This window comes from Micrococcus sp. Mcc28 (assembly GCF_024519775.1).
In the GTDB taxonomy this organism is placed as follows: domain Bacteria; phylum Actinomycetota; class Actinomycetes; order Actinomycetales; family Micrococcaceae; genus Micrococcus; species Micrococcus luteus.
Genome location: NZ_JALJRH010000003.1, coordinates 86,931 through 112,712 on the forward strand (window position 1 = coordinate 86,931; position 25,782 = coordinate 112,712).

Annotated in this window: 23 protein-coding genes; 16 read left to right on the forward strand and 7 right to left on the reverse strand. The window is 72.1% G+C overall.

Annotated features, from left to right (window positions below; all coding sequences use genetic code 11):
• Window positions 1–4: 4 nt before the first annotated feature.
• Window positions 5–910, reverse strand: coding sequence for a formyltetrahydrofolate deformylase (gene purU, locus NR073_RS02275; protein ID WP_036338199.1), 906 nt, complete (start codon window positions 908–910; stop codon window positions 5–7).
• A gap of 178 nt (window positions 911–1,088) precedes the next feature.
• On the opposite strand from purU, the gene NR073_RS02280 reads away from it, so the two are divergent.
• On the forward strand, window positions 1,089–2,678 hold the full coding sequence (locus NR073_RS02280; protein WP_036338202.1) for a hypothetical protein: 1,590 nt from the start codon (window positions 1,089–1,091) through the stop codon (window positions 2,676–2,678).
• 105 nt (window positions 2,679–2,783) lie between these two features.
• On the opposite strand, the gene NR073_RS02285 is transcribed toward NR073_RS02280, so the two are convergent.
• Window positions 2,784–4,298 (reverse strand): catalase, encoded by a 1,515-nt coding sequence (locus NR073_RS02285; protein ID WP_036338207.1) that lies wholly within the window; start codon window positions 4,296–4,298, stop codon window positions 2,784–2,786.
• Window positions 4,299–4,525: 227 nt separating this feature from the next.
• Here NR073_RS02285 and glyA point away from each other — a divergent pair, with 227 nt between their 5' ends.
• The 4 genes from glyA (at window position 4,526) to NR073_RS11145 (ending at window position 9,713) form a co-directional block, all read left to right on the forward strand.
• Window positions 4,526–5,806, forward strand: a complete 1,281-nt coding sequence (gene glyA, locus NR073_RS02290) for a serine hydroxymethyltransferase (RefSeq protein WP_010079361.1) — start codon at window positions 4,526–4,528, stop codon at window positions 5,804–5,806.
• A 7-nt stretch (window positions 5,807–5,813) separates the two neighbouring features.
• Window positions 5,814–6,725: a bifunctional methylenetetrahydrofolate dehydrogenase/methenyltetrahydrofolate cyclohydrolase gene (locus NR073_RS02295; RefSeq protein ID WP_036338210.1), complete on the forward strand. Its 912-nt coding sequence runs from the start codon at window positions 5,814–5,816 to the stop codon at window positions 6,723–6,725.
• Between the two features lie 129 nt (window positions 6,726–6,854).
• Window positions 6,855–7,841 carry an ABC transporter ATP-binding protein gene (locus NR073_RS02300; protein WP_010079358.1) on the forward strand — a complete coding sequence of 329 codons (987 nt, stop codon included), beginning with the start codon at window positions 6,855–6,857 and terminating at the stop codon, window positions 7,839–7,841.
• 3 nt (window positions 7,842–7,844) lie between these two features.
• Window positions 7,845–9,713: an ABC transporter permease gene (locus tag NR073_RS11145; RefSeq protein ID WP_207476494.1), complete on the forward strand. Its 1,869-nt coding sequence runs from the start codon at window positions 7,845–7,847 to the stop codon at window positions 9,711–9,713.
• Window positions 9,714–9,729: 16 nt separating this feature from the next.
• On the opposite strand, the gene NR073_RS02315 is transcribed toward NR073_RS11145, so the two are convergent.
• Entirely contained in the window at window positions 9,730–11,232 is a 1,503-nt protein-coding gene (locus tag NR073_RS02315; protein ID WP_235281288.1) for an MFS transporter, read from the reverse strand.
• Between the two features lie 102 nt (window positions 11,233–11,334).
• On the opposite strand from NR073_RS02315, the gene NR073_RS02320 reads away from it, so the two are divergent.
• The 8 genes from NR073_RS02320 to NR073_RS02355 all read left to right on the forward strand — a co-directional run bounded on the left by NR073_RS02320 (window position 11,335) and on the right by NR073_RS02355 (window position 18,038).
• Window positions 11,335–11,898 carry a hypothetical protein gene (locus tag NR073_RS02320; protein WP_044659650.1) on the forward strand — a complete coding sequence of 188 codons (564 nt, stop codon included), beginning with the start codon at window positions 11,335–11,337 and terminating at the stop codon, window positions 11,896–11,898.
• Entirely contained in the window at window positions 11,898–12,824 is a 927-nt protein-coding gene (locus NR073_RS02325; RefSeq protein WP_002856592.1) for an exodeoxyribonuclease III, read from the forward strand. The genes NR073_RS02320 and NR073_RS02325 overlap by 1 nt, the downstream gene beginning before the upstream one ends.
• A 26-nt stretch (window positions 12,825–12,850) precedes the next feature.
• Window positions 12,851–13,933, forward strand: a complete 1,083-nt coding sequence (gene trpS / locus NR073_RS02330) for a tryptophan--tRNA ligase (protein ID WP_044659649.1) — start codon at window positions 12,851–12,853, stop codon at window positions 13,931–13,933.
• A gap of 180 nt (window positions 13,934–14,113) precedes the next feature.
• Complete coding sequence (locus NR073_RS02335; RefSeq protein WP_020624729.1) at window positions 14,114–14,875, forward strand: ABC transporter ATP-binding protein; 762 nt, start codon at window positions 14,114–14,116, stop codon at window positions 14,873–14,875.
• Entirely contained in the window at window positions 14,872–16,155 is a 1,284-nt protein-coding gene (locus NR073_RS02340; protein ID WP_044659648.1) for an ABC transporter permease, read from the forward strand. Before NR073_RS02335 ends, NR073_RS02340 begins: the two co-directional genes overlap by 4 nt.
• A gap of 58 nt (window positions 16,156–16,213) precedes the next feature.
• The gene (locus tag NR073_RS02345; RefSeq protein ID WP_020624727.1) at window positions 16,214–16,816 is read left to right on the forward strand and encodes a hypothetical protein; all 603 of its coding nucleotides are present in this window, start codon (window positions 16,214–16,216) and stop codon (window positions 16,814–16,816) included.
• A gap of 108 nt (window positions 16,817–16,924) precedes the next feature.
• Window positions 16,925–17,509, forward strand: a complete 585-nt coding sequence (locus tag NR073_RS02350) for a hypothetical protein (protein ID WP_036314561.1) — start codon at window positions 16,925–16,927, stop codon at window positions 17,507–17,509.
• Between the two features lie 7 nt (window positions 17,510–17,516).
• Window positions 17,517–18,038 carry a hypothetical protein gene (locus NR073_RS02355; protein ID WP_044659647.1) on the forward strand — a complete coding sequence of 174 codons (522 nt, stop codon included), beginning with the start codon at window positions 17,517–17,519 and terminating at the stop codon, window positions 18,036–18,038.
• 179 nt (window positions 18,039–18,217) lie between these two features.
• Here NR073_RS02355 and NR073_RS02360 read toward each other — a convergent pair whose 3' ends face one another.
• From NR073_RS02360 to sdhC, 4 genes are all read right to left on the reverse strand, one after another.
• Window positions 18,218–19,009 carry a succinate dehydrogenase iron-sulfur subunit gene (locus NR073_RS02360; protein WP_010079347.1) on the reverse strand — a complete coding sequence of 264 codons (792 nt, stop codon included), beginning with the start codon at window positions 19,007–19,009 and terminating at the stop codon, window positions 18,218–18,220.
• Window positions 19,009–20,796 carry a succinate dehydrogenase flavoprotein subunit gene (gene sdhA / locus NR073_RS02365; protein WP_036340055.1) on the reverse strand — a complete coding sequence of 596 codons (1,788 nt, stop codon included), beginning with the start codon at window positions 20,794–20,796 and terminating at the stop codon, window positions 19,009–19,011. Before sdhA ends, NR073_RS02360 begins: the two co-directional genes overlap by 1 nt.
• 77 nt (window positions 20,797–20,873) lie before the next feature.
• Complete coding sequence (locus tag NR073_RS02370) at window positions 20,874–21,353, reverse strand: succinate dehydrogenase hydrophobic membrane anchor subunit (protein ID WP_036314556.1); 480 nt, start codon at window positions 21,351–21,353, stop codon at window positions 20,874–20,876.
• Window positions 21,354–21,356: 3 nt separating this feature from the next.
• The gene (gene sdhC, locus NR073_RS02375) at window positions 21,357–21,761 is read right to left on the reverse strand and encodes a succinate dehydrogenase, cytochrome b556 subunit (RefSeq protein ID WP_078025777.1); all 405 of its coding nucleotides are present in this window, start codon (window positions 21,759–21,761) and stop codon (window positions 21,357–21,359) included.
• Window positions 21,762–22,007: 246 nt separating this feature from the next.
• Here sdhC and NR073_RS02380 point away from each other — a divergent pair, with 246 nt between their 5' ends.
• The 3 genes from NR073_RS02380 (at window position 22,008) to NR073_RS02390 (ending at window position 25,779) form a co-directional block, all read left to right on the forward strand.
• Entirely contained in the window at window positions 22,008–23,159 is a 1,152-nt protein-coding gene (locus tag NR073_RS02380) for a mannose-1-phosphate guanylyltransferase (protein ID WP_044659646.1), read from the forward strand.
• 61 nt (window positions 23,160–23,220) lie between these two features.
• Window positions 23,221–24,477, forward strand: a complete 1,257-nt coding sequence (locus NR073_RS02385) for an amidohydrolase (RefSeq protein WP_061866929.1) — start codon at window positions 23,221–23,223, stop codon at window positions 24,475–24,477.
• A 144-nt stretch (window positions 24,478–24,621) separates the two neighbouring features.
• Window positions 24,622–25,779 carry a BMP family protein gene (locus NR073_RS02390; protein ID WP_159227963.1) on the forward strand — a complete coding sequence of 386 codons (1,158 nt, stop codon included), beginning with the start codon at window positions 24,622–24,624 and terminating at the stop codon, window positions 25,777–25,779.
• Window positions 25,780–25,782: the final 3 nt, after the last annotated feature.

Genomic DNA, 25,782 nt, shown 5'->3' on the forward strand with positions numbered 1-25,782 from the left:
GGGCTCAGCTGAAGACGACGGTCCGCCGGCCGTCCGTGAGGACGCGGTGCTGGGCGTGCCAGCGCACGGCCTGCGCGAGCGTGGAGCCCTCGACGTCGCGGCCGCGGGCCACGAAGTCGGCGGCGGTCTGGGCGTGGGTCACCGGCTGCACGGACTGCGCGATGATCGGGCCCTCGTCCAGGTCGGCGGTCACGTAGTGGGCGGTGGCGCCGATGAGCTTCACGCCGCGTTCGTGCGCCTGGTGGTAGGGGCGGGCGCCCTTGAAGGAGGGCAGGAACGAGTGGTGGATGTTGATGGCCATCCCGGCCAGGTCCCGGCACAGCTCGTCCGAGAGGATCTGCATGTAGCGGGCCAGCACCACCAGCTCGATGTCGAACTGGGCGATCAGGTCGCGCAGCCGGTCCTCCGCGGCCTCTTTGGAGTCCCGGCTCGAGGGGTCCTTGGAGACGGGCACGTGGATGAAGGGCACGCCGTAGAAGGAGGCGAGCGGCTGCAGGTCCAGGTGGTTCGAGACCACCACGGGGATCTCGATCGGCAGGGTGCCGGCGCGCTGCTGGAAGAGCAGGTCGTTGAGGGTGTGCCCGTCCTTGGAGCACATCACGAGGGTGCGCATGCGGTGCGCCGCGTCCCACAGGCCCATGCGCATGCCGAACTCCTCGCGCACCGGCGCGAGCGCCTGCTCGATGTCCTCCCGCACGGCCGGGGTCATGAACTCCACGCGCATGAAGAAGTCGCCGGTGTCCGGGGAGCCGTACTGCTGCGACTCGGTGATGTCCGCCTCCACGCCCAGCAAGGCGCCCGTCACGGCGTGCACGATGCCCTTGCGGTTCGTGCAGGCCAGCGTGAGCACGTGGGCGTGCTCCGCGCCGGAGGCGGGGGAGGGGCTGAGTGAGAGGGCTGCCGTGTCCATGGCGTCGATGGTAGGCGGTGCCGGCCGCGCGGAACCGCGGGATGACGGGGCTGATCCCTGGTCGGGGGGCCGGGCCCCGTGTCATTCTCAAGACCAGGTTCCCCGCCGCGCGGCGGCGCGGGAAGCAAGACGCGGCGCCCGGCCCGGCCGGTCGCCCCAGACGACCGAGGAGCACCCCATGCCAGAGTCCACCCTCTACTGGATCATCGCGGCCATCATCGTCGTGCTGCTGATCCTGATCATCCTCTCGGTGATCGCCTCCCGCCGTCGTCGTGAGGCCGAGGCCGAGGCCGCCGAGACCCGGCTCGAGCGCCGCGGCACCACCGCGGACACCGCGGACACCGCGGGTGAGCAGGCGGCCGCCCCCGCGGCCCCGACCCGCCTCTCCCGCCTGGACGAGGTGGCGGCCGAGCAGGACGCGCGCCCCGCGGCCGCGGTGAAGCCCGCCGGGGGTCCGGCTGCGTCCGAGACCGCCGCGGCGGGCCGCGAGACTGACGAGTCCGTGGCCGGCGTGGCCGGCGGTGCGGGGGTGACCGTGGACCAGCAGGACGCCCCGCGCACCGACGCCACCGCTGAGACCTCTCGCCCCACCGCGGCTCCGACCACCCGGGGCACGCTGCGCCCCGCCGCGGCGGCGCCGAGCACGGCGCGCGAAGCGGACACCGTGGGCCTGGGCGCGGCCGGTGTGGCCGGCGGCTCCGGCATCACCCTGGACGAGCAGACGCCCGCGGCGGACGTCGCGGCGGCCCCGGCCTCCCCGTCCCCGGTGACCGAGACCCCCGCCCCGGCGGCACCGGCCGCCGAGGCTCCGCAGCACAGGAGCCACCTCACCCCGGCTCCCGAGCACGTGCACGGGACCGTCCCCGCCGAGGAGGTCGCCGCCGAGCACACCCCCACCAAGGAGTTCGCCACGGACGCCATCCCCGTCGCGCAGGGCGAGCACCTCGAGACGAACACGGTCGCCACCACCGCGCACGGCTCGGTCACGGTCGTGGCCGCCGAGTCGGACCAGACCCGGCAGAACGACGCCGACGGCGCTGAGCGCTCGGCCGCCGGATCCCTGCGCATCGACGGCACGCCCGGCGTGCCCGGTCGCGTGGCCGAGGCGGGCCGCGAGCCGGCGCGCACCGAGGACCACCGCGCGGACGCCGCGCAGCCGGCGGCGGTCGAGCCCGCGGCCGAGCGCCCGTCCCTCGAGGCCGCGGCCGAGCGCCCGTCCCTCGAGGCCACCCCGGCCACCCGACGGGCCGAGGCCCCGGAGACCCACGCCGGCACCACGCCGGCCACGCCCCTGGGCGGCGCCCCGGAGCTGGATCCGACCGCGGCCTCGTCCGGCCGTGCGGAGGACGCCACCCCGGCGACCCGCCGCGAGGCCCGCGCCGCCCAGTCGGCGGCAGCCGCCGGGACGGCTGCGACCGCCGGGACGGCTGGGACCGCCGCGCCGACGTCGTCGACGCCCACGACCGTGGCCCCGGACACCTCCACCTCCTCCGCCCCCACGAATGAGGAGCCCGCCGAGGACGACACCGAGGGCGCCGCCCTCCCGGACCTGCGGGCGGACCGCGACGAGACCCGAGGCTCGGACGCCGAGGGCGAGTCGAAGCTGGCCCAGGCCGGCGCCGTGGCGGCCTCCGCGTTCGAGACCGTGCGTGACAAGGTCGCCATCCCGCTGCGGGACAACGTGGCCGTGCCCGCCAAGGACAAGGCCGTGAAGGTGGTCAAGGACAAGCTGGCCCAGGCGCAGGAGCGCCGCTGGGGCAAGCGCTGACCTGAACAACCGCCCCACGACGACGGCGGCCGCCCCCTCGTGTGAGGGAGCGGCCGCCGTGCGTTCAGCGGAGCTCGCGCGGGCGCCCGCCGGGGGAGGGAGCCGTCAGATGCGGGCCTCGCCGCCGGCCTCGACGCCCGGGATGCCGTCGCCCTCGTGGCGCTTGACCTCGTCCTCGATGCGCTGGCCGATCGCGGTGTCCACGTTCTTCCAGTACTCGAAGGCGCGGGCCTGGACGTCCTGGCGGACGCCCTTCAGCGCGCCGGCCACGGTCTCCACGAAGTCCTCGCGCTCCTGGGCCGAGAAGACCTCCCGGACGAGGGTGCCGGCCTGGCCGAAGTCGTCGTCGTCCGCGCGCAGGGCCTGGGCCTCGCGGGTCAGGGTGCCGTCGGCCTCCCAGCCGTCGTCCACCGGGCCGGTCTCGTCCGACCAGGAGTCGCCGTTGGAGTTCGGCGCGTAGGTGGAGCGGTCGCCGGTGTGGTCGTACCACATCTGGCCGTCGAAGGCGTAGTTGTGCACCGCGTTCTTGGGACGGTTCACCGGCAGCTGGTTCACGTGGGCGCCCACGCGGTACAGCTGTGCGTCGTGGTACGCGAAGGCGCGGCCCAGGAGCATGCGGTCCGGGGAGAGGCCGATGCCCGGCACGGTGTTGCTCGGGCTGAACGCGGCGGACTCGATCTGCGCGAAGTGGTTCTCCGGGTTGCGGTTCAGGGTCAGCGTGCCGACCTTGATGCGCGGGTAGTCCTTCTTGGAGATCGTCTTCGTCAGGTCGAAGGGGTTGAACCGGTAGGTCTTGCCCTCCTCGTAGGGGATCGCCTGGATGTAGAGGTCCCACTTGGGGTGGTCGCCCTTGGCGATGGACTCGAACAGGTCCTGGCGGTGGAAGTCGGCGTTCTCGCCGGCGATCTTGGTGGCCTCGTCGTTCGAGAGGTTGTGCACGCCCTGCTGGGAGATGAAGTGGTACTTCACCCAGTGCTTCTCGCCCTGGGCGTTGACCCACAGGTAGGTGTGGGAGCCGTAGCCGTTCATCTCACGCCAGGTGCGGGGCAGGCCGCGCGGGCCCATCAGGTAGGTCACCTGGTGCGCCGACTCGGGGTTGTTGGTCCAGAAGTCCCACTGCATGGTGGCATCGCGCAGGCCGGAGTCCGGCAGACGCTTCTGCGAGCGGATGAAGTGGGTGAACTTCATCGGGTCGCGCAGGAAGAAGATCGGGGTGTTGTTGCCGACGAGGTCGTAGTTGCCCTCCTCGCTGTAGAAGCGCAGTGCGAAGCCGCGCACGTCGCGCCAGGTGTCCGGGGAGCCGAGCTCGCCGGCCACGGTGGAGAAGCGCAGGAGGGTCTCGGTCTTCGTGCCGGGCTGGAACACGAGGGCCTTGGTGTACTTCGACACGTCCTCGGTCACCTCGAACTCGCCGAAGGCGCCGGAGCCCTTGGCGTGCGGGCGGCGCTCCGGGATGTTCATGCGGTTGAAGTGCTGGTGGGTCTCCAGCAGGTGGGTGTCGTGCAGGACGATGGGCCCCTCGCTGCCCACGGTCAGGGACTGGCGGTCGCTGACGGCCGGGGCGCCGTTCTGGCGGGTGGAACCGGTCGCGTGCGGGGTCGTCTTCTGGTACTCCGTCATGGAACTCTCCTTCGTCGATCGACGTCGGCCGCGCACCGATCGGTGCGGTGGGCGGCGTCATCCCCGATCTTGGCATATTTCTGAATCAGTCAAAAGAACCGGGTGCCGGGGTCGGTCGCCGGGGCCGCGGGCCGCCGTCGCGCAGGCCCGACGACGGCGCCTGGTCACTAGGATGGAGGGCACCGGAGCCTTCCGGCCGCACAGACCCCCGTTCGAAGGGAACCCCCGTGACGCAGACGCCCGACATCAACACCCAGCCCCTCGCCGAGGTGGACCCGGAGATCGCCGCGGCGCTCGCGGACGAGCTCGGCCGCCAGCGGGGCACGCTCGAGATGATCGCCTCGGAGAACTTCGTGCCGCGCGCCATCCTCGAGACGCAGGGCTCGGTGCTGACCAACAAGTACGCGGAGGGCTACCCGGGCCGCCGCTACTACGGCGGCTGCGAGTTCGTGGACGTGGCCGAGAACCTGGCCATCCAGCGCGCCAAGGACCTGTTCGGCGCCGAGCACGCCAACGTCCAGCCGCACGCCGGCGCTCAGGCCAACGTGGCCGTGATGACCTCGCTGCTGGACCACGGGGACACGATGATGGGCCTGTCCCTGGCGCACGGCGGCCACCTGACGCACGGCATGAAGCTGAACTTCTCCGGCAAGAACTACAGCATCGCCGCGTACGAGGTGGAGCCGGACACCCACCGCATCGACATGGACAAGGTGCGCGAGAAGGCCCTCGAGGCCCGGCCGAAGGTGATCGTGGCCGGCTGGTCCGCCTATCCCCGTCAGCTCGACTTCGCCGCCTTCCGCTCGATCGCGGACGAGGTCGGCGCCCGGCTCTGGGTGGACATGGCCCACTTCGCCGGCCTCGTGGCCGCCGGCCTGCACCCGAACCCGGTGCCGCACGCCGACGTCGTCTCCTCCACCGTGCACAAGACCCTCGCCGGCCCCCGTTCGGGCTTCATCCTCTCCACCGAGGAGCTGAAGAAGAAGATCGACTCCGCCGTGTTCCCGGGCCAGCAGGGCGGCCCGCTGATGCACGCGATCGCGGGCAAGGCCGTGGCCTTCAAGATCGCCGGCTCCGCGGACTTCAAGGAGAAGCAGGAGCGCACCCTGGCCGGCGCGCAGATCCTGGCCGAGCGCCTGACCGCCCCGGACATGGCCGAGCACGGCATCTCGGTGCTCACCGGCGGCACGGACGTGCACCTCGTCCTGGTGGACCTGCGCGAGTCCCAGCTGGACGGCAGGCAGGGCGAGGACATCCTGCACGAGGTCGGCATCACCGTGAACCGCAACTCGGTGCCGTGGGACCCGCGTCCGCCGATGACCACCTCCGGCCTGCGCATCGGCACCCCCGCGCTGGCCTCCCGCGGCTTCGGCGAGGCCGAGTTCCGCGAGGTGTCCGACGTCATCGCCGAGGCGCTGAAGCCGAGCCCGGACGTGGAGGCGCTGCGCGCCCGCGTCGTGAAGCTCACCGAGGACTTCCCGCTGTACGACGGCCTCGAGGGCTGGTGAGCCGGCGATGACCGCGAAGGTCCTGGACGGCAAGGCCACCGCCGCCGCGATCAAGGAGGAGCTGCGCGGCCGCGTGGCCGCCCTCGCCGAGCGCGGGCACACCCCCGGCCTCGGCACCCTGCTCGTGGGTGAGGACGCCGGCTCGCAGAAGTATGTGGCGGGCAAGCACCGCGACTGCGCCGAGGTGGGCATCGAGTCCATCCAGCGTGAGCTGCCCGCGGACGCGACGGAGGAGCAGATCCTCGACGTCGTGCGCGAGCTGAACGAGGACCCGGCCTGCACGGGCTACATCGTCCAGCTGCCGCTGCCGAAGCACGTGGACACCCAGAAGGTGCTCGAGGCCATCGACCCGGACAAGGACGCGGACGGCCTGCACCCCATGAACCTGGGGCGGCTCGTGGCCTCGGTCGGCGGCGAGCTGGACTCGCCGCTGCCGTGCACCCCGGCCGGCTGCGTCGAGCTGCTGCGCCACCACGGTGTGGGGCTGGCCGGCAAGCACGTGCTCGTGATCGGCCGCGGCGTGACCATCGGCCGGCCCGCCGGCCTCGTGTTCACCCGACGCGAGGTCAACGCCACCGTGACCCTGGCCCACACCGGCACCACGAACCTCGACGAGCTGCTGGCGAGCGCCGACGTCGTGATCGCCGCCGCCGGCTCCGCCCACATGGTGAAGCCGGAGCAGGTCAAGGAGGGCGTGATCGTCCTGGACGTGGGCGTCTCCCGCGTGACCGGGGAGGACGGGACGTCGCGCGTCCTGGGCGACGTGGACCCGGCCGTGAAGGAGAAGGCGGCCTGGATGGCGCCGAACCCGGGCGGCGTCGGGCCGATGACCCGCGTCATGCTGCTGGCGAACGTCGTCGAGGCCGCCGAGCGTGCCGCCGACGGCGAGGACTGGGCCGGGGAGCGGGCCGGAGCCTGACCTCTCCCACTCCCGCGACCAACCCTGCGATATGGCCCCCATCCACCCCGGATGGGGGCCATATCGCAGGGTTCGTCGCCGAGGGGGCGGCGCGCGTCCGGGCGGGTGGTGCGCCTATGCTGTCGCCTTGTGAGTCACACCACTCTGCACGCGTCCCCCGGCGACGCCTCCGTCATCCGTGCCCGTGGGCTGCGCAAGCAGTACGGCGAGTTCCACGCCGTGAAGGGCATCGACCTGGACGTGCGTCCCGGCGAGTGCTTCGGCCTGCTCGGCCCCAACGGCGCGGGCAAGTCCACCACCATGCGCATGCTCGCGGGCACCTCGCAGCGCACCGCGGGCGAGCTGACCATCCTGGGCATCGACCCGGAGGAGGACGGGCCGGCCGTCCGTGCGCGCCTGGGCGTGGTGCCGCAGCAGGACAACCTGGACGAGGAGCTCACCGCCCGGGAGAACATCCTGATCTACGGCCGCTACTTCGGCCTGCCCTACTCGTACCTGCGGCCCAAGGCCGAGGAGCTGCTGGCCTTCGCCCAGCTCACCGAGAAGGCGGACGCCAAGGTCACCGACCTCTCCGGCGGCATGAAGCGCCGGCTCGTGATCGCCCGCGCCCTGGTCAACGAGCCGGCCCTCTTCCTCCTCGACGAGCCCACCACGGGCCTGGACCCGCAGGCCCGCCACATCCTGTGGGACCGCCTCTACCGACTCAAGGAACGCGGCACCACGCTGCTGCTGACCACGCACCACATGGACGAGGCGGAGCAGCTGTGCGACCGGCTCGTCGTGGTCGACGGCGGCGAGATCATGGCCGCCGGCACCCCCGCCGAGCTCATCCGCGAGCACGCCTCCCGCGAGGTCCTCGAGGCGCGCTTCGGCGCGGACCGCAACGAGGCCGCAGCCCGCACCGTCCAGGCCCACGCGGGTGACGGCGTCGTGCACCGCGTCGAGGTCCTCCCGGACCGCGTCCTCGTCTACGCCCGACGCGCGGACGACCTGCACGACGTCGTGCAGCGCCTCGTCGACGAGGGCGCCCTGCCCGCCCCCGTCACCACGCTGACCCGCCGCGCGAGCCTCGAGGACGTGTTCCTCATCCTCACCGGCCGCACCCTGGTGGACTGACCCGTGCCGTCCCCCACCACGACGACGGCCCCCGGCCCCGCCTCGCCCGCCGAGCCGCTGCGCCCGCCGGTCACCGCGGCGGCGTCCGCGGAGCGCGTGAAGCGCCGCGGCGTCCTGCTCTACGCCGAGCACCAGCTGCGGAACATGCGCCGCTACGGCGCGGTGCTGCTCGTCGGGGCGCTCGGCGAGCCCGTGCTCTACCTGCTGGCCATGGGCCTGGGTCTGGCCCAGCTCATGGGCGGCGGGATGCCGCAGGACGCCCTGGGCGGGGTCTCCTACGTCGCGTTCATCGCCCCGGCGCTGCTGGCCTCGGGCGCGCTGATGACCGCGTCCGTCGAGTTCTCCTACCCGGTGATGGGCGGGTTCCAATGGCAGCGCACGTACTACGCGGCGCAGGCCACTCCGCTGTCTCCGGCGCAGATCGCCCTGGGCCACCTCGCGGCCGTGAGCCTGCGGTTCGTGTTCCAGGCCGCCGTGTTCCTGCTGGTGATGCTGGCGTTCGGCGTGGTCTCGAGCCCGTGGGCGTGGGTGCAGGTCCTCACCGCCACGCTCGGCGGGCTCGCCGTCGGCGCGCCGATCATGGCGTTCGCGGCCTCCCTGAAGGAGGACAAGGGCCAGTTCGCCACCCTGCAGCGGCTCGTGGTCATGCCCCTGTTCCTGTTCTCCGCCACCTTCTACCCGCTCGAGGCGCTGCCGGTGTGGCTGCGCTGGATCGGCTGGCTCTCGCCGCAGTGGCATGCCGCCCAGCTCGGCCGCGTGCTCTCCTACGGGATGACCGAGCCGGCCTGGCTCACCGTGCTGCACGTGGCGTTCCTGCTGGCCCTCGCGCTCGGCGGGGCCTGGCTCGCGGTGCGGATCTACACGCGCCGCCTCGGCTGGGTCCGCGGCACCCCGGACCGCGACGCCGCCACGGCCGCCGGTCGGGACCGTGCCCCGCGCCTGGGCCGCCGTGCCGCGCGCACCGGGGCCGCCCGCGCCGACGTCGCACCCGCCACCGCGCAGGCGGGCCCGGCCGCGCCGTCGTCGTCGGTGGTGCGGGAACACGCCGTCGCCGTGCCGCCCATGCCCGAGATCCCCGTGCGCCGCGGCCCGCTGGCCGGCGCGTACTCGGGCAACGTGCGCGCGGTGATGGAGCGGGCGTTCCTCTCCCTGAAGTCCAACAACTGGGTGGTGTTCTTCTCCGGGTTCTTCGAGCCCGTGCTCTACCTGGCCTCCCTGGGACTGGGTCTCGGTGCGCTGGTCGGCGACGTGGCCGGCCCGGACGGCACCCCCGTCCCGTACGGCATGTACCTCGCCCCCGCACTGCTGGCGGTCTCGGCGATGAACGGCGCCATCTACGACTCCACGTGGAACGTGTTCTTCAAGCTGCGCTACGCGAAGACGTACCAGACCATGCTCTCCACGCGGCTGGGCCCGCTGGACGTGGCGCTCGGGGAGATCGCGATGGCGCTGCTGCGCGGGCTGATCTACGCGGTCGGCTTCCTGATCGTCATGACCGTGGCCGGGCTCGTCACCTCGTGGACGGCGCTGCTCATGATCCCCGGCGCCCTGCTCGTGGCGCTGGGCTTCGCCTCCCTCGGCATGGCGGTGACGAGCTGGATGAAGACGTTCCAGCACATGGACTGGGTCCAGATCGTGCTGATGCCCATGTTCCTGTTCTCGGCCACGTTCTTCCCGCTCGCGGTCTACCCGGAGCCGATCCAGTGGGTGATCCGCGTGTTCCCGCTGTGGCACGCCGTGGAGATGATGCGCGCCCTCGCGGTGGGCGTGCTGAGCTGGGCGACCGCCGGCCACGTCCTCTACTTCGTGGTGATGGCCGGCGTCGGGGTGTGGCTCGCCGCCCGCCGGCTCGGCGCGCTGTTCCTGCGCTGAGGCCCCCGCGGGCCGGTCAGGCCGCGCGCGCGGCGCGGCGCCGCCGGACCACGTCCAGGGCCGCGACCGCGGCGGTGAGCGCCCAGCACACGGCCACCATGCCCATGGCGGTCGAGGCCGCGTGCGCGTACGCCGCGGCCGACGGCGGACCGGCGCTCTCGGCTGCGGCGCCGGCCAGGGCCGCGAAGAACGCGCCCGTCACCACGGACAGGCCCAGGGCGGTGCCGAGACGCTGCGCCGTCTGGGCGACGCCGCCGGCCGCCCCCGCCTCGTGGCCGGCGACGTCGTCCATCATCAGCACCTGCGTGCTGGTGAGCAGCAGGGCCTGCGAGGCCGACTGCACGATCAGCCCCACCCCCACGATCCACGGCGACCACGCGCCGGCCGCGCTGCGCTCGAACGCGAGCGCGAGCACCCCCAGCGACACGAGGCCCGCCAGAGCGCCGAGCAGCACGAGCACGGGCCCCCGCCGCTGCACCATCGAACCCACCCACGGGGACAGGGAGGCCACGACGACGGCGCCGGGCAGACCCACGAGGCCGGCCTCGAGCGGCGTGAACCCCATGCCGCGCTGCAGGAAGATCGCCACGATCGCGAACACCGCCGGCATGGTGGCCAGGTAGATGGTGGACTCGAGCGCGCCGATCGTGAAGGACGGCCGCCGGAACAGTGCCGGGTCCACCATGGGCTGCACGCCGGTGGCCGACGCCCGGGCCTTCACGCGCTTCTCCCACAGCCACCACGCCGTCACGAGCGCGGCGGCGAGCACCAGCAGCCAGGCGGTGCCCGGGACGATGAACGGCACCATGAGGCTCACCCCGCCGGCGCCGAGCAGCAGGGCGCCCACCGGGTCGAGCGCGGCGATCCCGCGTGGTCCGGGGGCGGGGGGCAGGCCGTGCACGCGGGTGGGCGGCGGCAGCCAGAGGGCGCCCATCGCGACGGCGGCCAGGCCCACGGGCACGTTCATGAGGAACGTGGAGCGCCAGCCCCACTCGGGGCCGAACGCGCCGAGGAACAGCCCGCCGAGCAGGGGCCCCACGGCCACGCCGAGGCCCACCACGGTGCCGAAGAGCCCGTAGGCCCGCCCGCGGGCGCGGCCGTGGAAGTTCGACTGGATGAACCCGATGACCTGGGGGTTGAACACGCCCGCGCCCAGGCCCGTGAGCAGGCGCCCGGCATTGAGCAGCAGAGTGTCCCCGGCCAGGCCGGAGAGCAGGGAGCCGAGCATGTACAGCGTGATGCCCGCCAGGAACAGGCTCTTGCGGCCCCACAGGTCGCCGGCGCGGCCCGCGGCCACGAGCACGGTGCCGAACGTCAGCGTGTACCCCGCCAGCACCCACTGCAGATCCGCGCTCGTGGCGTCCAGGCCCGACTCGATGGCCGGCAGCGCCACGTTCACCACGGACACGCTCATCAGCGCGAGGAAGAGCGGCATGAGCAGTGCGGTGAGGATGCGGCGCTGGTCAGGGGTGAAGGCCCCGGACGCGGGGTCGGCGGGGTGCGGGGGGCGGGGGGTCATCGCCTCAGGATAGGTACCGACGCGGGCCGCCCGATTCGGAGCGCACCCCGCGATGCGGGATGATGGAGGGCAGACCCCACGAGCCCCTCCGGAGGAGCACCCATGTCCCAGTCCCTGACCCCCGGTCCCGACGGCGCGCGCCGCGGCCCCCGCGCCGGCCTGCGCGTGGGATCGCTCGGCTTCGTCGCGATGATCGTCATCCTGATCGTGGCGATCATCTTCGCCGCGAACCAGAACGACGTGATCGGGTGGCTCGTGGTCGCGGTCGCCGCCGGCTGGCTCGTGTTCGCGGTGGTCGTGTACCTGCAGATGCGCCGTGGCGTCCAGGCCGCGGGCCGCAAGGTGGACACCGCCATGCAGAACGCCCGCGCCGACGTCGCCGCCCTGCGCGGCCGCGACGCCGACGCCGCCGCCCCCGCGGTGGTCCCGCCGGCACCGGCCGCGGACCCCCTGCGGGACACCAAGCTGGACCACTCGTTCAAGATCGCCCAGGTGCAGGTGCGCGTCGTGCGCGAGCAGCTCGCCGCGGGCCAGGGCATGGACCGTGAGATGGTGGACCGCGCCCTGGAGACCATCGACATCACGGCCTCCAACGCCCGCGACATGATCAAGGAGTCCCGGGCCGGCGGCGCCGAGGGCCCGGTGAGCGGGACGGTGATCGGCTGATGACGGCGCTGCCCGAGAAGGACCCCGTCACCGGGAAGTACCCCGAGCCCGCCGAGGGCGAGCCCGTGGTGCACGCCAACGCCGGGGCGCCCAAGGCCGACGGCGCCGTGCGCGTGGCCACCGTGAACGTCAACGGCATCCGCGCCTCGCACCGCAAGGGCATGCGGGAGTGGTTCGCCGGCCGCGGCGTGGACGTGCTCACCCTCCAGGAGGTGCGCGCCCCCGCGGACGTCACGGCGCAGCTGGTCCGCGAGATCGTGGGCGAGGACTGGGACGAGGTGCACCTGGCGGACGCCGTGGCCGCCGCCAAGGGGCGGGCCGGCGTTGCGATCGCCTCGCGGTTCCCGCTCGGCGAGGTCCGCACCGGCATCGCCGACGCCGACGGGTACTTCGACGACGCCGGCCGCTGGATCGAGGCCGACCTGCGCCTGCCGGACGGCTCGCCGCTGACCGTGGTCTCCGCGTACGTGCACTCGGGCGAGGTCGACACCCCGAAGCAGGTGGACAAGTACCGGTTCCTCGACGAGATGGTCCGCCGCCTCTCCGAGCTGGCTGCGGGGGAGGGGCACGCCCTCGTCACGGGCGACCTCAACGTGGGCCACACCGAGCTGGACATCAAGAACTGGAAGGGCAACGTGAAGAAGGCCGGCTTCCTGCCCGAGGAGCGCGCCTACTTCGACCGGTTCTTCGGCGAGCTCGGCTTCACGGACGTGCACCGCGCCCTCGCCGGGCCGGTGCCGGGCCCGTACACGTGGTGGTCCATGCGCGGCAAGGCCTTCGACAACGACGCCGGGTGGCGCATCGACTACCACATGGCGACCGCGGGCCTGGCCGAGCGGGCGACGACCGCCGTCGTGGACCGCGCCCCCAGCTGGGGCACCCGCTTCTCCGACCACGCCCCGCTCGTGGTCGACTACCAGTTCTGACCGTGCAGGAGAGACCCGAGGCTGAGATGACCATGAAGAAGAACTCCGTGCAGGACGTCCTGGCCCAGGACGCCGCCGCCACCGCCCACCTGGCCGGCGCGTCCGCCCGGCACCGCGTGCTCTCCGGCATGCAGCCCTCGGCGGACTCCCTCCACCTGGGCAACTACCTCGGCGCCCTCGTGAACTGGGAGCGCACCCAGGCCGACTTCGAGGCGTTCTTCTTCATCCCCGACCTGCACGCCATCACCGTGCCGCAGGACCCGGCCGCGCTCGCGGAGCGCACGCGGGTGGCCGCCGCGCAGTTCATCGCCGGCGGCATCGACCCCGAGCGCTCCACGCTGTTCGTCCAGTCCCAGGTGCCCGAGCACGCGCAGCTGGCCTGGGTGCTGACCTGCATGACCGGCATGGGCGAGGCCATGCGCATGACCCAGTTCAAGGACAAGTCCGCCAAGCAGGGCGCGGACGCGGCCGGGGTCGGCCTGCTCGCGTACCCCATGCTCATGGCCGCGGACATCCTGCTCTACCAGCCGCATGGCGTGCCCGTGGGCGACGACCAGCGCCAGCACGTGGAGCTCACCCGCGACCTCGCCCAGCGCTTCAACCACCGCTACGGCGAGACGTTCGTGGTCCCGACCGGCTTCTACCCGGAGACCGGCGCGCGCATCTACGACCTGCAGGACCCCACGTCGAAGATGTCCAAGTCCGCGGCGTCCCCGAACGGGCTCATCAACATCCTCGAGGAGCCGAAGAAGACCGCCAAGAAGATCAAGTCCGCGGTCACCGACGACGGCACTGAGGTGCGCTTCGACCGCGAGGCCAAGCCCGGCGTCTCCAACCTGCTGACCATCCTCTCCGCGGTGTCCGCCACACCGATCCCGCAGCTCGAGGAGGAGTTCGTCGGCAAGATGTATGGGCACCTCAAGGTCGCGGTGGCGGACGCCGTCGTCGAGCGCCTGGCCCCCGTGCGTGAGCGCGCCCTCGCGCTGCTGGACGACCCCGCCGAGCTCGACCGCATCCTCGCCGCCGGCGCCGAGAAGGCCCGCGCCGTGGCCACGCCCGTGCTCGAGGACGTCTACGCCAAGGTCGGCTTCCTGCCGCCGCTGCGCTGAGCAGGGCCGCACCGGCCCCCCGACGACGGCCCGCGCCCCCGACCTGTGGGGGCGCGGGCCGTCGTGTTTCTCCGACTCGAGGTGGAGGCGGCGGTGCGTGCGCGGCTGTCAGGATGGAGGCACCGCCTCCGCTCCTGCCGCAGCGGGGGCGAGCCCCACCGACAGAGGAGTGCCGGAGCCATGTCCACCGCTGTCCCCATCCCCGCCGTCGCCGAGGTCCCGCCCGGCGCCGAACCCGTCCTGGAGACGGAGAACCTCGTCAAGGTCTACGGTCGCGGGGCGTCCCGCTTCGACGCGCTGAAGGGCATCACCCTGCAGATCCAGCGCGGCGAGTCCCTGGCCGTCGTCGGCAAGTCCGGCTCCGGCAAGTCCACCCTGATGCACCTGCTGGCGCTGCTGGACCAGCCCTCCGCCGGCGTCGTCGCGATGGACGGCCGTCCCGTCTCCCAGCTCAAGGCCGCGGAGATCTCCCAGCTGCGCAACGAGCGGTTCGGCTTCGTGTTCCAGCAGTTCTTCCTGAACCCGAACCAGACGGTCCTGGAGAACACCGTGCTGCCGCTGAAGATCGCCGGCGTGGGCCGGGCCCAGCGCACCCGCCGCGGCATGGCGGTGCTCGAGCGGCTCGAGCTCGCGGACAAGGCGCAGAACAAGGCCACGGACCTCTCCGGCGGCCAGAAGCAGCGCGTGTGCATCGCCCGTGCGCTCGTGAACAACCCGACGGTGCTGTTCGCGGACGAGCCCACGGGCAACCTGGACTCCGCCACCTCGGCGGCCGTGGAGGACATCCTCTTCGGCCTGCACCGCGACGAGGGCATCACCCTCGTGGTGGTCACGCACGACGACGACCTGGCCGCGAAGTGTGACCGTCGCGTCGAGCTGCAGGACGGCGTGGTCATCGCCGACGAGCGCGTCGGCACCGAGCGGGACGGAGCGCGGGCATGAAGGCCACCGACGTCGCGGGCACGGCGCTCGCCAACACGATGCGCTCCAAGCTGCGCACCTTCCTCACCGTCGTCGCGATCGTGATCGGCGCATTCACGCTGACCCTCACCACGGGGCTCGGCGCGGGCATCAACAAGTACGTGGACAACGTGGTCGAGGGCTTCGGCAAGCCCGGCGAGCTGACCGTGATGAAGCAGCAGGACATGTCCTCGGCCGGTGCGGCGAGCGGTTCGCCCCAGGAGTACACGGAGCAGGACGCCGCCGGCGGCGAGATGTTCGGCATGCCGCTGCTCACGCAGGAGGACCTCGCCGCGATCGAGGACACCGAGCACGTCACCGAGGTGAAGACCTATCGGGTGGCCGAGCCGGAGTACATCCAGGGCCCGGACGACCGCAAGTGGCAGACCGGCTTCATGGGCAGCTCCGGCGAGATCGACATGCTCACCTTCTCGGCCGGCCGTGCCCCCGAGGCCGGCGCCGCGGAGATCGTCATGCCCGAGTCGTGGGTGGAGGACCTGGGCGCCGGCGACGCCGAGGACCTGGTCGGCACGGAGCTGACCGTCGTGGCGGCGACCCCGCTGCAGGAGCACAAGTCCGTGACGGCCACCGTGGTCGGTGTGACGAAGGCGGCCGCGTCCGGTGCGGGCACCGCCCCGACGCCGTCGGAGTCGCTCGAGCAGGAGATCTACGACATCACGACGGAGGGCCTGCCGGAGTCGCAGCGGAACACCTACTTCCAGGCCACGGCGATCGTGGAGGACCCGGAGGCGAACGAGGACGCCGTGAAGCAGGCGCTGGCCGACCAGGGCCTGCTGGCGCAGACCCTCGAGGAGCAGCTCGGCGTGATCCGCGGCATCATCGACGCCGTCACGTGGGTGCTCACCGGCTTCGCGCTCATCGCGCTGCTCGCCGCCAGCTTCGGCATCATCAACACCCTGCTCATGGCGGTGCAGGAGCGCACCCGGGAGATCGGCCTCATGAAGGCCCTCGGCATGACCGGCGGGAAGATCTTCGGCCTGTTCACCATGGAGGCCGTCGTGATCGGCCTGCTCGGCTCGCTGATCGGCATCGGCCTGGGCGTCGCCGTCGGACTCATCGCGAACCAGGTGCTGACCACCGGCCCCCTCAGCGGCGTCACCGGCCTGGTCCTGTTCGCGGTCAACCCCCTCGCCCTGCTGCTGATCCTGCTGCTGATCGTGGCCATCGCGTTCATCGCCGGCACCTTGCCCGCCCTGCGTGCGGCCCGGAAGGATCCCATCGAGGCACTGCGACACGAGTGATCCTGCCGCCGCGCCCGTCATCACCATCACCGTCACCCACGACACCGAGGAGCTCACCATGACCACCGATCGACCGAACCCGGACCCGAACCCGGAGCAGCCCGCCGTGGGCTCCCGCTACGGCACGCAGCCCTACGCGGCCCCGGGCTACGGCGCCCAGCCGGGCAGCCCGTACGGCATCGTCCCGGAGCCGGCCGCGTTCCCCGCGCTCCTGACGCTGACGCTCACGTCGCTCGCGCTGTACGTGCTGTCCTCCCTGCCGGCCCTGTTCGGCGGCGAGGAGAGCATCGAACGCATGCGGGACTCCCTTCGCCAGAGCGGCCTCACCCCCGAGCAGGTGGAGGAGATCGCGCCTGTCGTGGGCGCCTCCGTGACGGTGGGCACGATCATCGTCCTGCTCATCGGCGTGGCCCTGTACGCCCTGGTGTACTTCAACCTCCGCGGGGCCAAGAACTGGGCCCGCATCCTCGGCATCGTCGTCGGGATCCTGGGCACCCTCAGCGCCGTCGGCGGCATCTTCTCCTTCGTGACCTACCCCGGCATCGGCGGCGTGCTGGCCTCCGTGCTCAGCCTGGCGCTGGTGATCGTGAACATCCTGTGGCTGGTCAAGGCCTTCAACCCGCAGGTCGCGGCCTACACCCGTCAGGGCCGCCGCGCCTGACCCCGACGCCGTTCGCCGGCGGCGAGTCCTGGGTCGCCAGCCCTCGCCCCGGCGTCGGCCAGCGGAGACCATGGCGACATGGCCTCCGATCATCGACCCCCGCATCCCGTGTCCCCCCACCCCGACGACCTGGACGGCGGCGGGCGGCCCGTGGTGGGCCCGGATGAGGCGCGGCGGCGCATCGCCGGGCACTCCGGCCCGGACGCCCGCCCGCTGATCCGCCCCGACGCCCGCACCCCCGGCGTGTTCCGGGCGCTGCTCGGGTTGACGGTGGCATCCGCGGTCCTCTATGCCGCGTCGATCCTGCGCAACCTCCTCCCGGGCGCGGCCCAGGACATCGCGGACTCGCTGCCCGAGGGCGGCGCGCAGTCGCCCGCGATGACCGCCGAGGCCATCGAGGGCGCCCTCACCGGCAGTGCCTGGTTCGCGACCCTGCTGGGTCTGGCGGTCTACGCGATCGTCCTCGTCGGGCTGACCCGGCACAGCAACACGGCGCGCATCATGGGTGCCCTGTTCGCCTCGATCGCCATCTTCGTGACGCTGCTGGGGGCCATCCGCCTGTTCGTCTTCCCCGCCGGGGACGTGGTGCTGCCCCTGGTCCTGGGCGGGCTGTTCGCGCTCGTGAACGCGGCCTGGCTCGTGTGCGCCTTCAACCCGGGCCTCGCAACGACCTTCCTGCGCCGCCGGGCATGATGGGGGCATGCACCCCCTCGACGACGATCCCCACGAGACCACGGACCCCGCCCCCGATCTCGCGTCGCTGCGTCCCCTGCGCCTGTTCCAGACCGTCACGGCCGTCACGGGCGCACTGAGCGCGGCCGGCGTGGGGGGCGTGCTCGCGCTGCAGTCGACGCCCGGCTACGCCCGCGCCGTGCTGGAGGCGCGCTCCTGGGGCGCGAGCGAGGTCACCGACGCCGACGTCGCCGCGTTCCTCACCCCGGCGGGGGCGTGGCCGGTGGCCGCCGCGGCGGTGGTCGTCCTGACCCTGGTGCTCCTGGCCGGCATCACCCGCCGCATCCGGGCCGTGCGCCCCGTGGGGAGCGTGCTCGTGGTGCTGGGGATGCTCACGGCGGCCTTCTGGATGGTCGACGGTGGACGGATGGTGCAGGACGGGGGAGGGGGGCCGGTCGTGCTGGGTGCCGTCGTCGGGATGCTCGTGTCCAGCGCGGTGTGGCTGCGTGTGGCGCACCGGCGGGAGACGCGCGACGCCTTCGACGTCTGAGCTCGGACCGCCTCCGCCTCCGGTCCCGCCCCCGTCCCCACGCCGAGGCCCGCAGACACGCCGCTACACCGGGCCGGTGACGGCGCGTCTGCGGGCCTCGGCGGGAGGGGCACCCCTCCACGACGACGGCGGCCCGCCTCCTCGAGCGAGGAGACGGGCCGCCGTCGTGGTGCGGGGGATCAGAACTGGCGGGCCAGGATGGCCCGCTTCACCTCGGAGATCGCCTTGGTCACCTGGATGCCGCGGGGGCACGCGTCGGTGCAGTTGAAGGTCGTGCGGCAACGCCACACGCCCTCCTTGTCGTTCAGGATCTCCAGGCGCATGTCGCCGGCCTCGTCACGCGAGTCGAAGATGAACCGGTGCGCGTTGACGATGGCGGCCGGGCCGAAGTACTGGCCGTCCGTCCAGAACACCGGGCAGGACGAGGTGCACGCGGCGCACAGGATGCACTTCGTGGTGTCGTCGTAGATCGCCCGGTCGGCCTGGGACTGGTAGCGCTCCTTGGTGGGCGCGTGGCCCTCGGCGACCAGGAACGGCATGATCTCGCGGTAGGACTGGAAGAACGGGTCCATGTCCACGATCAGGTCCTTCTCCACCGGCAGGCCCTTGATGGGCTCCACCAGGATGGGCTTGGACAGGTCGAGGTCCTTCAGGAGCGTCTTGCAGGCCAGGCGGTTGCGGCCGTTGATGCGCATGGCGTCGGAGCCGCACACGCCGTGGGCGCAGGAGCGGCGGAACGACAGGGTGCCGTCGTGGTCCCACTTGACCTTGTGCAGGGCGTCCAGCACGCGGTCGGTGCCGTACATGGTCAGGCGCCACTCGTCCCAGTAGGACTCCTCGGAGGACTCCGGGAGGTAGCGGCGGACCTTGAGCACGATGTCGAAGCTCTCGACCTCGCCTGCGCCGCCACCGGCGGACTGGGTCTGCGCCTGGGCCACGGGGGCCTCGGTCTCGGTTGCTGAGTGGCTCATCAGTACTTACGCTCCATCGGCTGGTAACGGGTCACGACGACGGGCTTGGTCTCGAAGCGGATGCCCTTGACGCCCTCCATCTCCGCGGTCTCGTCACGGTAGATCATGGTGTGCGCCATGAAGTTCTCGTCGTCGCGGTCGGGGTAGTCCTCGCGGTAGTGCCCGCCGCGGGACTCCTTGCGGCCCAGGGCCGCGAGGGTCATGGCCTCGGCGATGTCCAGGAGGTAGCCCAGCTCCATGCCCTCGAGCAGGTCGAGGTTGAAGCGGTGGCCCTTGTCCTGGACGGACACGTTCTCGTAGCGGCCGCGCAGCTCCTCGATCTTGGCCAGTGCGCGGCGGATCGAGTCCTCGTCGCGGAAGACCTGCATGTCCGCGTCCATGGACTCCTGGAGCTCGGCGCGGATGTCCGCGACGCGCTCGGACCCGGTGGCGGAGCGCAGGTTCTCGATGTGCTCCACGGTCGGCAGCTCGCCGCCCTCGGGCAGCTCCACCCAGTCCGCCTGCACGGCGTACTCGGCGGCGTAGATGCCGGCGCGGCGGCCGAACACGTTGATGTCCAGCAGCGAGTTGGTGCCCAGGCGGTTGGACCCGTGCACGGACACGCAGGCCACCTCGCCGGCGGCGTACAGGCCCGGCACGACGGTGTCGTTGTCCTGGAGGACCTCGGCCTTGATATTCGTGGGGATGCCGCCCATGAAGTAGTGGCAGGTGGGGAACACCGGCACCGGCTCCGTGTAGGGCTCGACACCCAGGTAGGTGCGGGCGAACTCGGTGATGTCCGGGAGCTTCTCGTCGATGTGCGAGGGCTCCAGGTGCGTCAGGTCGAGCAGCACGTAGTCCTTGTTGGGGCCGGCGCCGCGGCCCTGACGGACCTCCTCGGCCATGGACCGGGCCACGATGTCGCGCGGGGCGAGGTCCTTGATGGTGGGGGCGTAGCGCTCCATGAAGCGCTCGCCGTCCGCGTTGCGGAGGATGCCGCCCTCGCCGCGCGCGGCCTCGGAGAGCAGGATGCCCAGGCCGGCCAGGCCGGTCGGGTGGAACTGCACGAACTCCATGTCCTCCAGCGGCAGGCCCGCGCGGTAGGCGATGGCCATGCCGTCTCCGGTGAGCGTGTGGGCGTTCGAGGTGGTCTTGTACACCTTGCCGGCGCCGCCGGTGGCGAAGATGACCGACTTGGCCTGGAAGACGTGGATCTCGCCGGTGGCCAGCTCGTAGGAGACGACGCCGGCGGTGCGCTTCTGCTTGTAGGCGGTGCCGTCCTCGCGCACGGCGTCCTCCTCCACCAGCAGCAGGTCGAGCACGTAGAACTCGTTGAAGAACTCCACGTTGTGCTTGACGCAGTTCTGGTACAGCGTCTGGAGGATCATGTGGCCGGTGCGGTCCGCGGCGTAGCAGGCGCGGCGCACGGGCGCCTTGCCGTGGTCACGGGTGTGGCCGCCGAAGCGGCGCTGGTCGATCTTGCCCTCGGGGGTGCGGTTGAAGGGCAGGCCCATCTTCTCGAGGTCCAGCACCGCGTCGATGGCCTCCTTGGCCATGACCTCCGCGGCGTCCTGGTCCACGAGGTAGTCGCCGCCCTTGACGGTGTCGAACGTGTGCCACTCCCAGTTGTCCTCCTCGACGTTGGCGAGGGCCGCGCACATGCCGCCCTGGGCCGCGCCGGTGTGGGAACGCGTGGGGTAGATCTTGGTGAGGACGGCGGTGTGCGCGCGCTGACCGGCCTCGATGGCCGCGCGCATGCCCGCGCCGCCGGCGCCGACGATCACCACGTCGTACTTGTGCACCTGCATTCAGGTCTCTCTTTCTGGGTGTCTGTGACGCGGCGGCCGCTCGGGCCGGCCGCACCGCAGGGTGAGCGTTTCCGAGGTCAGCCGCAGAAGGCCGGGGAGCCCTCGAGCAGGGCGCCGGAGGCGTCCACCATGCAGGGATCGAAGGTGAAGATCACCAGGGTGCCGAGGATGATGATCACGGCCGTGGCGATGTACAGGATCATCGTCAGCCAGAAGCGGGCGCTGCCGCGACGGGTGTAGTCGTTGATGATCGTGCGCACGCCGTTGGCGCCGTGCAGCATGGCCAGCCACAGGAGGGCCAGGTCCCAGAACTGCCACAGCGGGTGCGCCCACTTGCCGGCCACGAAGCCGAAGTCGATGGCGTGGATGCCGTCGCCCACCAGCAGGTTGGTGGTCAGGTGCACGGCGATCAGCACGACGAGGAAGACGCCCGAGATGCGCATGAACAGCCAGGCGAGCATCTCGAAGTTGCCGCGGCCGCCGCCGTCGCGCGTGTACTTGGGGTCCAGACGGCGGCTGCGGGGCGCCGCGATGGTGGTCTCAGCGGTGGTGCTCATGGCTCAGTGACCTCCGAGTGCGAGGCTGAAGTGACGGATGGCGAAGCCCAGGGTCAGGACGACCCACAGCCCCAGCACGATCCACAGCAGGGTCTTGTGGTGCTGGGTGCCGCCCTTCCAGAAGTCGACCAGGATGATGCGCAGGCCGTTCAGGGCGTGGAAGATGATCGCCGCGACGAGGCCGGCCTCGCCGAGCGCGAAGTACCACGTCTTGTACGAGCCGATCACGGCGTTGTAGGCCTCGGGGGAGACCCGGACCAGGGCCGTGTCCAGCACGTGGACGAGCAGGTAGAAGAAGATGACGACGCCGGTGACGCGGTGGCCCACCCAGGACCACATGCCGCCGTGGCCCCGGTACAGGGTTCCGCGGCCGTTCTTGGCCGGGGCCTGCGCAGTGGCGCTAGACACGGTTGATACCTCCAGGGGGAATGCACGATCCCGGTCCTCCGCCGTGGGACGACGACGGGCAGGGGCGTGTGCGAGTGGATTCCTCCACCTAGGGTAGACCCTTCCCGCGCCTCCGTGCCCGACCGGGACCCGGGCGACCACTGTGACGCGTGCGGCGCCCCGCCGCCGTCCTGTTCGGTCTGGGCTGTGCCCCGCCTGGGACGCGTCGAGTGGTCCCCCGTCCGGACGGTTCCGTAGTCTGGCCCGGTGAGCACCGATCCGAACCTGACCGATGCCCCGCGCGAGGCCGCGCCGGGCACGGCCCTGTCCCGCTTCCACGCCGTGATCCCCGCCGGGGGCGTGGGCACCCGCCTGTGGCCCCTCTCGCGGGCCGCCGCGCCGAAGTTCCTCCACGACCTCACCGGCTCGGGCCAGACCCTGATCCGTGCCACGTGGGACCGTCTGGCGCCCCTGGCCGCGGGCATGCTCGTGGTGACCGGGGAGGCCCACCGGGAGGCGGTGTGCACGCAGCTGCCGGCCCTGGCGGAGACGGATCTGGTGCTCGAGCCCTCGCCCAAGGACTCCGCGGCCGCCATCGGCCTGGCCGCGGCGATCCTCTCCCTGCGCGACCCGGACACGATCATGGGCTCGTTCGCGGCGGATCAGGTGATCTCCCCGGTGGAGGTCTTCCAGGACGCGGTGCGGCAGGCCGTCGAGACGGCGGCCACGGGCCGGATCGTGACCATCGGCATCGAGCCCACGCACGCGGCCACGGGCTTCGGCTACATCCGCCGGGGCCGCCGTCTCCGCGTGGCCGGCGCCCCGGACGCGCACGACGTCGCCGCGTTCGTGGAGAAGCCGGACCTGAAGGTCGCCCAGCAGTACGTGAAGTCCGGCCGCTACCTCTGGAACGCGGGCATGTTCGTGGCGCCCGTGGGCCTCATGCTGGCCCACCTCGAGGAGAACGAGCCCGCGCTGCACGCCGGCCTGATGGAGATCGCCCGCGCGTGGGAGACGCCGGAGCGGGACGAGGTCATGGCCCGGGTGTGGCCCGAGCTGACGAAGACCGCCATCGACTACGCCGTGGCCGAGCCCGCCGCCGCCGTCGGCGACGTGGCCGTGATCCCCGGCTCCTTCACGTGGGACGACGTGGGGGACTTCGCGGCGATCGCCCGCCTGAACCCGGTCAGGGACGCCTCCGGCATCACGGTGATCGGCGACACTCCGCGCGTGTACTCGGACGACGCGTCCGGCGTCGTGGTGACGGACACGAAGCGCGTCATCGCGCTGATCGGCATCGAGGACGTCGTCGTCGTGGACACCGAGGACGCGCTGCTGGTCACCACCACGGAGCACGCCCAGGAGGTCAAGAAGGCCGTTGAGGCGCTCAAGGCGGAGGGCGTGGACGAGGTCCTCTGACCGCGCCCTGGGCCGGGTCCGGCCCGCACCGACCGGCACCCCCGGAGTAGGGTGCTGGGCCATGACCACCTCCGACTCCGTGCTGACCGGGCCCCGTCCGACCTCCGTCCCCTCGGTGGGCCCCGTGGTGGCCGAGCTCGAGGACGAGATCGTGTCCTTCCGCCGGGACCTGCACCGGCATCCCGAGCTCTCCTATGAGGAGTACCGCACCACCGACCGCATCGTGGAGCTGCTCTCCGGCTACGGGCTCTCGCCCGTGCGGATGGAGTCCACGGGCGCCTACGTGGACGTCGGGGAGGGGCCGGTGGTGCTGGCCCTGCGCGCGGACATCGACGCGCTGCCGGTCGAGGAGGAGACCGGCCTGCCCTACGTGTCCGTCAATGACGGCGTCGCGCACGCGTGCGGCCACGACATGCACACCGCCGTCATGGCGGGTGTGGCCGTCGCCCTCGGCCGCATCCTCCGCGGGGCCACCGCCGACGCCGACCTGCGCGCGGCCGGCGAGCGGGTCCACGGCACGGTCCGCGTCATCTTCCAGCCCGCGGAGGAGCGGCTGCCCGGCGGCTCCCTGGCCGTGCTGCGCCAGGGGATCCTCGACGACGTGCCCCGCATCCTGGCGGCGCACTGCGACCCCCAGGTCGACGTCGGCTCGATCGGCACCCGCATCGGCGCCATCACCTCGGCGGCGGACACGATCCGGATCACCCTCACCGGACGCGGTGGGCACACCTCGCGGCCCCACCTCACCGAGGACATGGTCTTCGCCCTGTCCCAGATCGCCGTGAACGTGCCCGCCGTGCTCTCCCGGCGGATCGACGTGCGCTCGGCCGTCTCGGTGGTGTGGGGGCAGATCGCCGCCGGCAGCGCGCCCAACGCGATCGACAACACCGGCTACCTGGCCGGGACCATGCGCTGCCTCGACGCGGACGTGTGGGAGGAGGCCGGTGCGCTGCTCGACGAGGTGGTCCGGCAGGTGGCCGCGCCGTACGGCGTGCACGTGCAGCTCGAGCACGTGCGCGGCGTCCCGCCGGTGCACAACACCGAGGGCGAGACGGCGCTGATCGAGACCGCGGCGCGGCGGGAGCTCGGCTCGCGGGCGATCGTCCTGACCCCGCAGTCGATGGGCGGCGAGGACTTCGCCTGGATGACCCAGAAGGTGCCCGGCTCCATGCTGCGCCTCGGCACCCGGTCCCCGGGTGGCCCCATCTACGATCTGCACCGCGGGGACTACGCGCCGGACGAGCGGGCCATCGGCGTGGGCATGCGGGTCTTCACCGCCGCCGCGCTGCAGGTGCTCACGGGCGAGGACCACCACTGACCCCGCCGCCCGCACCCGCCGGAGGGGACGGGCCCACCGTTCGGTAGACTCGCGCTCATCCGGACGGGGCCGCCCGCACGGGCCCCGTCTTTCCGCGGCCACCGGCCGCGGGCCTCGCACCGTGCCTTCCGAAATGAGGACCCCATGGGCATCGCCACCCCGTCGGCCGCGCGCCGTCGTCGTCTCCTGCTCCCCGTCGCCGCGCTCGGCGTCTCCGGCCTGCTGCTGACCGCGTGCGGCGCCCCGCCGGAGCAGTCCGAGGCCTCGGGCTCCGGCGCCGCCGAGAGCGAGGCCATCGCCACCGTGGACGGCGTCGGCTCGGACAACAACGACTACAAGGCCTGCATCGTCTCGGACGAGGGCGGCTTCGACGACCGCTCCTTCAACCAGTCCTCCTACGAGGGCCTCAAGGCCGCCGAGAAGGCCTACGGCATCACCACCAGCGAGGCCGAGTCGAACGAGCCCAGCGAGTTCACCCCGAACGTGACCGCCATGGTCAACGCCGACTGCGACGCCGTCATCGGCGTGGGCTTCCTCCTCGGCGACGCCATGAAGCCGATCGCCGCGCAGCACTCGGACACCCACTTCTTCGGCGTGGACGTCACCGCGGAGGGCTTCTCCGACAACTTCCAGAAGCTCACCTACGACACGGCGCAGGCGGCGTTCCTGGCCGGGTACCTGGCGGCGGGCACCACCGAGACCGGCACCGTGGCCACCTATGGCGGCATGGAGATCCCCACCGTCACCATCTTCATGGACGGCTTCGCCCGCGGCGTGGAGCACTACAACGAGGTCAAGGACAAGGACGTCAAGGTCCTGGGCTGGGACAAGGACGCGAAGACCGGCTCCTTCACGGGCGACTTCAAGAACGTGGCCAACGGCAAGACGAACACCGCCAACTTCATCAACGAGGGCGCCGACATCGTGATGCCGGTGGCCGGCCCCGTGGGCCTGGGCACCCTGGACGCCGTCCGCGAGGCGAACCAGGGCGGCAAGGACGTCAAGGTCATCTGGCCGGACTCGGACGGCTACGAGTCCACCAAGGACGGCAACCTGATCCTCACCTCGGTGAAGAAGAACATGGGCCAGTCCGTCGCCGACGTGATCGCCGCGGACCTGAAGGACGAGTTCTCGGCCGAGCCCTACGTGGGCACGTTGGAGAACAAGGGCGTCGAGCTGGCCCCGTTCCACGACTTCGAGGACACGGTGCCGCAGGAGCTCAAGGACGAGCTCAAGGACCTCGAGGCCAAGATCGTCTCGGGCGAGCTGAAGGTCGGCTCGGAGTACTCCCCGGAGGCCTGACCC